This window comes from Pantoea sp. B9002 (assembly GCF_013385945.1).
Classification (GTDB): domain Bacteria; phylum Pseudomonadota; class Gammaproteobacteria; order Enterobacterales; family Enterobacteriaceae; genus Pantoea.
In genome coordinates this window covers 305,271-314,097 of the sequence record NZ_JACAPA010000010.1, presented here as the reverse complement: position 1 = coordinate 314,097, position 8,827 = coordinate 305,271, and the positions used below count along the sequence as shown (strand labels likewise).

Here is an 8,827-nt window from a genome sequence, read left to right as displayed (position 1 = left end):
CGGGACTTCCATGTCCCGGCTCCGCCTTTCGCCCGCGTCCTGCGGGCTCTCCTGGCCTCCTCGCTTCGTTCAGCGCTGCGGATTGCCGGCCCAAAAGCGTCCCCGGCCTGCTCATAAGCTTCAGTGCGTGTTGTTGAAAAGGGCGCATTTGCCAGAGGCGCTGGCGCGTCTGCTGCGGCGAAAGGGCTATTCGCAGCGCTGAGGCTTTTACGTTGGGCCAGGAGCCTCGCGCATGGATGCGCGAGGCAGTTCGGGGCCGGCCAGGACGGCCGATCCGCGAACGGTCCGTTGGCACAACGTGGAAGCCGAAGGCACCGCGCCAGCGGCGCGAGGACGGCCCGTGACGCAGCAGATGTGTCAGAGCCCGCTACCTATTCAAAGCAACATGCTTTCTTAACTGGCAAGCATTACGCCATTAATGGCGACCTCTTATCCAGATCAATTTCCTTTTAGACGCGTACCAGCCTTTTTTATAGGCTAAGCAAGTCACAAAAAATTCATAAGCAATTTTAGATAAGTTCGCTGCTGGCGGCCTTGTCGGGGCTTTTTTCATCTAAGAAAATTCCTGAAGCGCGGTGGTTGAGCAAGAAACACGCGTCCGATCATAAAGTGAAAAAAAAGTGCTGAGCGGTTGACACTAAGTGCAGGCCTTGCGGCATGCGGATCCAGGATTTTAGCCAGCCGGTAAGGACGATTTTTGAGTGAAAATCAACTCTTGTTAAGAAGAGATTGCTGACTAGAATACTCACCATATTGTTGTTCAAACTTCCCGCACCCCCTATATATAGTGTTTATCCACAGGCTTACTCACAACGAGCGGCTTGTGCATAAACCTTGTGCATAGATGGGGGATAAATACGTCATTCATGCATGGACAGGTAAAAACGCGACATGAACCAAAGTCTGCTCGTTACTAAACGCGATGGCCGCCAGGAGCGCATTGATCTCGACAAAATTCACCGTGTACTGGATTGGGCAGCCGAAGGGCTGAACAATGTTTCAGTTTCACAGGTTGAACTGCGCTCACACATTCAGTTCTACGATGGCATCAGAACTTCTGATATTCATGAGACCATCATCAAGGCTGCCGCAGACCTGATCTCTCGTGATGCGCCGGATTACCAATACCTGGCCGCGCGTCTGGCTATCTTCCACCTGCGTAAAAAAGCTTACGGCCAGTTTGAGCCGCCGAAGCTGTACGATCAGGTGGTCAAGATGGTTGAGATGGGCAAATACGACCGTCATCTGCTGGAAGATTACAGCACCGAAGAGTTCGAGCAGATGGACGAGTTTATCGACCATTGGCGCGACATGAATTTCTCCTACGCAGCGGTTAAGCAGCTGGAAGGGAAATATCTGGTGCAGAACCGCGTTAGCGGCGAAATCTACGAAAGCGCCCAGTTCCTCTACATTCTGGTAGCGGCGTGCCTGTTCTCTGGCTATCCGCGCGAAACCCGTATGGATTACGTGAAGCGCTTCTACGATGCGATCTCAACCTTTAAGATCTCGCTGCCAACGCCAATCATGTCCGGCGTGCGTACCCCAACGCGTCAGTTCAGCTCTTGCGTACTGATTGAGTGCGGCGACAGCCTCGACTCCATCAATGCCACCTCCAGCGCCATTGTGAAATACGTTTCGCAGCGCGCCGGTATCGGCATCAACGCTGGCCGCATTCGTGCGCTGGGCAGCCCGATCCGCGGTGGCGAAGCGTTCCACACCGGCTGTATTCCGTTCTACAAACATTTCCAGACCGCCGTAAAATCCTGCTCGCAGGGCGGCGTGCGCGGTGGTGCAGCAACGCTGTTCTACCCAATGTGGCATCTGGAAGTTGAAAGCCTGCTGGTGCTGAAAAACAACCGTGGTGTTGAAGGTAACCGCGTGCGTCACATGGATTACGGCGTCCAGATCAACAAACTGATGTACACCCGCCTGCTGAAAGGTGAAGACATCACGCTGTTCAGCCCGTCTGACGTGCCAGGCCTGTACGATGCGTTCTTCGCCGATCAGGACGAGTTCGAGCGTCTGTACACCAAATACGAGAAAGACGACAGCATCCGCAAGCAGCGCGTGAAAGCCGTTGAGCTGTTCTCACTGATGATGCAGGAACGTGCTTCAACTGGCCGTATCTACATCCAGAACGTCGATCACTGCAACACGCACAGCCCGTTCGATCCAAGCATCGCGCCAGTTCGCCAGTCGAACCTGTGCCTCGAGATCGCACTGCCGACCAAACCGCTGAACGACGTCAATGACGAAAGCGGCGAAATCGCCCTGTGTACGCTGTCTGCCTTTAACCTGGGCGCGATTAACAGCCTGGACGATCTGGAAGAGCTGGCCACCCTCGCGGTGCGTGCACTCGATGCGCTGCTGGATTATCAGGATTACCCAATTCCAGCAGCACAACGCGGCGCGATGGGCCGTCGTACGCTGGGTATTGGCGTGATCAACTACGCGTATTATCTGGCGAAAAACGGCGTACGTTACTCTGATGGCAGCGCCAACAACCTGACGCACAAAACCTTCGAAGCCATTCAGTACTACTTGCTGAAAGCCTCGAACGAATTGGCGAAAGAGCAAGGTGCGTGCCCGTGGTTCAAAGAGACCACTTACTCGCAGGGCATTCTGCCGATCGATACCTATAAAAAGGATCTCGACGCGGTGTGCAACGAGCCGCTGCATCTGGATTGGGAAGGTCTGCGTGAATCCATCACCACGCATGGTCTGCGCAACTCGACGCTCTCTGCGCTGATGCCGTCTGAAACCTCTTCGCAGATTTCAAACGCCACCAACGGTATTGAGCCGCCGCGCGGACACATCAGCATCAAAGCATCGAAAGACGGCATTCTGCGTCAGGTGGTGCCAGAGTATGAGCGTCTGAAAGATCAGTACGAACTGTTGTGGGAAATGCCATCTAACGACGGTTATCTGCAGCTGGTTGGCGTGATGCAGAAGTTCATCGATCAGGCGATTTCGTCTAACACCAACTACGATCCGAGCCGCTTTGCCAATGGCAAAGTGCCGATGAAACAGTTGCTGAAAGACCTGCTGACCGCGTACAAGTTCGGCGTGAAAACCCTGTATTATCAAAACACCCGTGACGGTGCGGAAGATGCACAGGACGATATGGCGCCTTCCATTCAGGATGATGGCTGCGAAAGCGGCGCTTGTAAGATCTAATCTCATCTTGTCAGGGCCGGCATTGGTCGGCCCTCTTCACATTTGGACTCAAAATGGCTTACTCCACATTCTCGCAGAACAAGAATAACCAGCTGTTAGAACCGATGTTCTTCGGCCAGTCAGTGAACGTTGCCCGTTTCGATCAGCAGAAATATGACATCTTTGAAAAGCTGATTGAAAAGCAGCTCTCCTTCTTCTGGCGTCCGGAAGAAGTGGACGTCTCGCGCGATCGTATCGATTACCAGGCGCTACCGGAGCATGAAAAGCACATCTTCATCAGCAACCTGAAGTATCAAACGCTGCTGGACTCGATTCAGGGCCGTAGCCCGAACGTGGCGCTGCTGCCGCTGATTTCCATCCCTGAGCTGGAAACCTGGATTGAAACCTGGGCGTTCTCCGAGACCATTCACTCGCGCTCTTACACGCATATTATTCGTAATATCGTTAACGATCCGGCGGTGGTGTTTGACGATATCGTTACCAACGAGCAGATTCTGGCGCGCGCCGAAGACATCTCGAAGTACTACGATGATCTGATCGAGATGACCAGCTACTGGCATCTGCTGGGTGAAGGTACGCATCAGGTCAACGGTAAAACCGTTACCGTAAACCTGCGCGATCTGAAAAAGCAGCTCTATATCTGCCTGATGAGCGTCAACGCGCTGGAAGCGATTCGCTTCTACGTCAGCTTCGCCTGTTCATTTGCTTTCGCCGAGCGCGAGCTGATGGAAGGTAACGCCAAAATCATCAAGCTGATTGCCCGCGATGAAGCGCTGCATCTGACCGGCACCCAGCACATGCTGAACCTGCTGCGCACCGGTGAAGACGATCCTGAGATGAAAGCCATCGCCGCAGAGTGCCGCGAGGAGTGCTACGACCTGTTCAAGAAAGCAGCCGAGCAGGAAAAAGAGTGGGCAGAATATCTGTTCAGCGGCGGTTCGATGATTGGCCTGAACAAAGACATTCTGTGCCAGTACATTGAGTACATCACCAATATTCGTATGCAGGCGGTGGGTCTTGATCTGCCGTTCCAGACGCGTTCCAACCCAATTCCCTGGATCAACTCGTGGCTGGTGTCGGACAACGTGCAGGTTGCACCGCAGGAAGTTGAAGTGAGCTCGTATTTGGTCGGTCAGATTGATTCTGAAGTGGGCGAAGACGATTTCGACGGCTTCCAGCTGTAAGCATGAGCCGCTCTGTTGTTATTCTGCGTAGCTCCGGCTCCCGGCTGGAGTGCGCAGAAGATCACCCCAATCTGCTGGCGACGCTGGAAGCCAATAATCTGTGCGTTGAGTTTCAGTGTCGTGAAGGCTACTGCGGTTCGTGCCGCATGCGCTTGCTGAAAGGCGAAGTGGATTATGCACAAACCCCGTTGGCCTTTGTGCAGCAAGGCGAAATTTTGCCGTGCTGCTGTCGTGCCAAGGGGGAGATTGAGATCGAGTTGTAATTGACCAGGTTGCCATTCATGGCGACCTGGTCACCCATCAACGTTTCACCGTTTCCAGCACATCAATCCAACCGTGTCCGGTACTGACTTCACTGCCGTGCAGCCAGCGACGCAACATGTTCATTGCCATCATCGCCACCACTTTCTGCCTGGTTTCCACGTTGTGACGACCATGGGTAAACTTCACGCGCTGGCCCCAACTGGCTTCCGGCGTGTGCAGCGCAATCGACACTTCACCCTCTTCCAGATTCCCCACGGATAGCGCCAGCGCAGTACCTTGCTGTTTGGCCCAATCACGCGTACGGGTAACCTGTGATTCCAGATCTTCATCCTGTGGCGGAAGAATCTCCGCCTTGCTGAGCGCCACCTCCGCTGCGGCCAACTGCCAGTGCAGCAAACCGGCGGTGAACTGCTCGCTGAGCGCCAAACGCAAATCACCTTGCTGCAACTCGCGCGCCAGCAGCGCCGGCATACCTTCGGTGCCTTCAAAGATGGTGCACTCAGCCAGCAACAGTTTTACCTGCTGCCACACGTGCTCCATTGCCACGCGTTGACTGGCCGGTCCGGTAAGTTTGATTTCGATAATCGGCATCGATGAGCGATAGCCCATCACCACGCCTTCTGGCAGCGGTAACGGCTCCAGCTCGGCGGCAATATCGCTTTCGCCACGACCAAAAGTGGTAAGGCGCAGGCACAGCGGCGGTTCTGGCAGTTCGAAGCGTGCTTTAAGGCGCGGAATGATCTCCTGCTCGACCATCACTTTAAATTCCGACGGCACGCCAGGCGTGAAGAAAATCCAGCAGCGATTGAGCTGCATCGCGAAGCCGCACGCGGTGCCGACCGGATTATCCAGCATCTCGGCGATGGCGGGGATTTCTGCCTGCTTGCGGTTGCTCGGCGCCATCACGCGTCCGCGGCTGGCGAACCAGGCTTCCATTTTTTCCAGCCAGGCTTGCTGGATCACTAATTCGCTGCCGCTGGCATCGGCTGCGGCCTGCGCGCTGAGATCGTCGCTGGTCGGTCCTAAACCGCCGTTCACGATCAGCACGTCAGCAATCTGGCTGCGGCTCTGCAGCGCCTCCACCAGCGAAGTCATCGCATCACCGACGGTGCTGCGGCTGGTCATCGGCAAACCGTGCTGGAACAGCACATCGGCCAGCCACGCGGCGTTGGTATCGACAATCTGCCCATGTAACACTTCATCGCCCGTTGAGAGCATTTCTACACGTATCACGTTGCGTTCTCCTTTTCCCTGTCGCTTTACTGTAGGAAGCGCGCAGGCGAAACACAATCGCGGATGATGCGAAACAGGGATTTAGCGGGAAAAGCGGCGGGAAGAAGAGGAATCGGGCGCGAAGCGGGTCGCGCCCGTTGGTACTTAACGTCGAGCCAGCAGTAAACCGACAAACAGGCCAGCGGCGGCACCAATGCCAATCCCCTGCCACGGTTTTTCATGCACATAATCATCGGCGCGATAGGCCGCATTTTTGGCACGATAATAATAGCTGTCTGACGCCTGGCTAACGCGCGATTTCACGTCTTCCAGCGCTTGTTCAGCTTTGAGTTTCAGTTCGATGTATTTCTGATCGGCCGGATCGCCTGACGCGCGTAACACTTCTTCCAGCGTTTCCGTCAGCAGCGCCAGGTCGTCGTCAAGGTGCGTTTCAAATTGGTCTGAAGATGACACTATGTAGTTCCTCCATGTTCCTAACTCGTTGTGGTTTAACTATAGTCATAAATTCCAGATTTGCTGGGCGGCAGCTGCCAGGATTTAACCGAGTTTCATCCTTCTCAATGCAAAGTTGTGTCATCAGCGGCGGAGCGGCGCGAATTCTGCTTCGCTTATTTGATTAATCTGATAAATTTTCCGCAGACTGAATTTTTTATTTTCACGACTGTCGTAACCCCCTGTAGTCAGACGTTTCTCGTCTTACGAGAGTCAAAATACACCCGAGCAGCTAAGGATTAGATTTCCGGCATGAATCGTAGAAAATTTATGAAAGCGTCCATGGCCCTCTCCGCTGTTAGCGGCATGACGGGTCTCTCCACGCTGTTTGCACAATCCGCCTGGGCCGATGATGGTATCGCCGACGGTACCGCGGTTCGCTTCGATTTCGACTCACTGAAAAAGAAAGCCTCCGCGCTGGCAAAACAGCCCTGGGGCGGCGCACCCGGCCCCTTGCCCGACACCCTGGCCAATCTAACTCCGCAGGCCTATAACGAAATTCAGTACGACGCCAATCACTCGCTGTGGAATAACATCGCCGATCGTGAGCTGGACGTGCAATTCTTCCACGTCGGTATGGGCTTTAAGCGCCGCATCCGCATGTTCTCGGTCGATGCCCAGAGCCGTGAAGCGCGTGAGATCCACTTCCGCCCGGAGCTGTTCAACTATCACAACGCCAACGTCGATACCAAGCAGCTGGTCGGTAAAACCGATCTCGGCTTTGCCGGTTTCCGTGCGTTTAAGAAGCCGGAACTGGCGCGCCGCGATATCGTCTCTTTCCTCGGCGCCAGCTATTTCCGCGCGGTTGATGAGACCTTCCAGTACGGCCTTTCCGCGCGCGGCGTGGCGGTAAACACCTTCAGCAACGGCAAAGAAGAGTTCCCGGACTTCACCGCGTTCTGGTTCGAAACGCCAAAAGCGGATGACACCACTTTCGTGGTCTACGCTCTGCTGGATGGCGCGAGCGTCACCGGTGCCTACAAATTCACCATTCACTGCGAAGAGAAACGCGTAGTGATGGAGGTGGAAAACCACCTGTTTGCACGTAACGACATTCGTCAGCTCGGCATCGCGCCGATGACCAGCATGTTCAGCTGTGGCACCAACGAGCGCCGCATGTGCAACACTTACCATCCGCAAATCCATGACTCCGATCGTCTGGCGATGTGGACCGGTGAAGGCGAATGGATTGCGCGTCCGCTGAACAACCCGCAGCGTTTGCAGTTCAACGCCTATCAGGATGAAAACCCGCGTGGTTTTGGCCTGCTGCAGCTGGATCATGACTTCAAAAATTATCAGGATGTGATTGGCTGGTACGACAAACGTCCTAGCCTGTGGGTGGAACCGATTGGTAAATGGGGCAAAGGCGCCATTAACGTGATGGAGATTCCAACCACCGGTGAAACACTGGATAACGTGGTGTGCTTCTGGCAGCCGTCAGAACCGGTGAAAGCCGGCAGCGAGTTCAACTTCCAGTACAAGCTTTACTGGAGCCAGTTGCCGCCAGTGCGCAGTGGTTTGGCGCGTGTCGACGCCACGCGCACCGGTATCGGTGGCTTCCCGGAAGGTTGGGCGCCAGGCGAACACTTCCCGGATACCTGGTCACGTCGCTTTGCCATTGATTTTGTCGGCGGCGATCTGAAAGCCGCAGCGCCGAAAGGCATTGAGCCGGTGATCACCGTATCAGAAGGCACATTCAAGCAGGTTGAGATTCTCTACGTCGAGCCGCTGAACGGTTACCGCATTCTGTTTGACTGGTATCCAAACAGCGACTCGACCAAACCGGTTGATATGCGCCTGTTCCTTCGCACTAAGGATGAGACGCTGAGTGAAACCTGGCTCTATCAGTACTTCCCGCCGCCGCCGGATCAACGCAAATATGTTGATGACCGGCAGATGACGCCGGGCTGATGATAACGGCGAGGAGCAATCCTCGCCGTTATGCTTTCTGCATGCCGATGTGGGGAATGTCATCTTCCATGTAGACTTCGGTCACCGCTTTAAAACCCAGACGACCGTAGAACCCTTCCAGATGTGCCTGCGCAGAGAGATAGATAGCGCGCTGCGGCCAATACTTCTCACAGCTCTCCAGCGCCTTCTCCATCAAGCGATAGCCAAGTTTCAAACCGCGGGCTTCTTCTGAAACAATCACTCGACCAATCAGCACCGGTGCAGAGTCTAGCGCTGGCGTTAATACGCGCGCATAGGCCAGCAGCTTACCGTCGAGAAATCCGAGAATGTGGCGGTTATCGGCGGCTAAATCCTGGCCATCAATATCCTGATACGGGCAGTTCTGTTCCACGATGAAGACATGATTGCGCAGCGCCAGCAAAGTGTAGAGTTGTTGCGCCGTCAGTTCACTGTGGTGGCAATCAAGCCAAAGCATTTCCATGGTGCTTCCTTGTCTGAGCGAAAAAAGTGAATTCCGCCAGCGTATCACAGCGACCCTGGGAATCGCAGTGTCAGACATCACTGCA

Annotated in this window: 7 protein-coding genes; 4 read left to right on the top strand and 3 right to left on the bottom strand. The window is 54.8% G+C overall.

Going from position 1 to position 8,827, the window contains the following annotated elements:
* Window positions 1-891 precede the first annotated feature (891 nt).
* The 3 genes from nrdA to yfaE are packed head-to-tail and all read left to right on the top strand — an operon-like array spanning window position 892 to window position 4,624.
* Complete coding sequence (gene nrdA / locus HX773_RS08630) at window positions 892-3,177, top strand: class 1a ribonucleoside-diphosphate reductase subunit alpha (RefSeq protein WP_154190330.1); 2,286 nt, start codon at window positions 892-894, stop codon at window positions 3,175-3,177.
* A gap of 53 nt (window positions 3,178-3,230) precedes the next feature.
* Complete coding sequence (nrdB, locus tag HX773_RS08625) at window positions 3,231-4,361, top strand: class Ia ribonucleoside-diphosphate reductase subunit beta (protein ID WP_176971197.1); 1,131 nt, start codon at window positions 3,231-3,233, stop codon at window positions 4,359-4,361.
* 2 nt (window positions 4,362-4,363) lie between these two features.
* A complete protein-coding gene (gene yfaE, locus HX773_RS08620) occupies window positions 4,364-4,624 on the top strand; it encodes a class I ribonucleotide reductase maintenance protein YfaE (RefSeq protein WP_176971196.1) in 261 nt (86 codons plus the stop codon).
* Window positions 4,625-4,661: 37 nt separating this feature from the next.
* Here yfaE and HX773_RS08615 read toward each other — a convergent pair whose 3' ends face one another.
* Together HX773_RS08615 and elaB are read right to left on the bottom strand one after the other, a co-directional pair.
* Complete coding sequence (locus HX773_RS08615) at window positions 4,662-5,858, bottom strand: nicotinamide mononucleotide deamidase-related protein YfaY (protein WP_176971195.1); 1,197 nt, start codon at window positions 5,856-5,858, stop codon at window positions 4,662-4,664.
* 144 nt (window positions 5,859-6,002) lie between these two features.
* A complete protein-coding gene (gene elaB, locus HX773_RS08610) occupies window positions 6,003-6,311 on the bottom strand; it encodes a stress response protein ElaB (protein ID WP_008105125.1) in 309 nt (102 codons plus the stop codon).
* Between the two features lie 291 nt (window positions 6,312-6,602).
* Here elaB and HX773_RS08605 point away from each other — a divergent pair, with 291 nt between their 5' ends.
* Window positions 6,603-8,261: a glucan biosynthesis protein D gene (locus HX773_RS08605; RefSeq protein WP_176971194.1), complete on the top strand. Its 1,659-nt coding sequence runs from the start codon at window positions 6,603-6,605 to the stop codon at window positions 8,259-8,261.
* 28 nt (window positions 8,262-8,289) lie between these two features.
* Here HX773_RS08605 and HX773_RS08600 read toward each other — a convergent pair whose 3' ends face one another.
* Window positions 8,290-8,742, bottom strand: coding sequence for a GNAT family N-acetyltransferase (locus tag HX773_RS08600; protein WP_176971193.1), 453 nt, complete (start codon window positions 8,740-8,742; stop codon window positions 8,290-8,292).
* Window positions 8,743-8,827 lie beyond the last annotated feature (85 nt).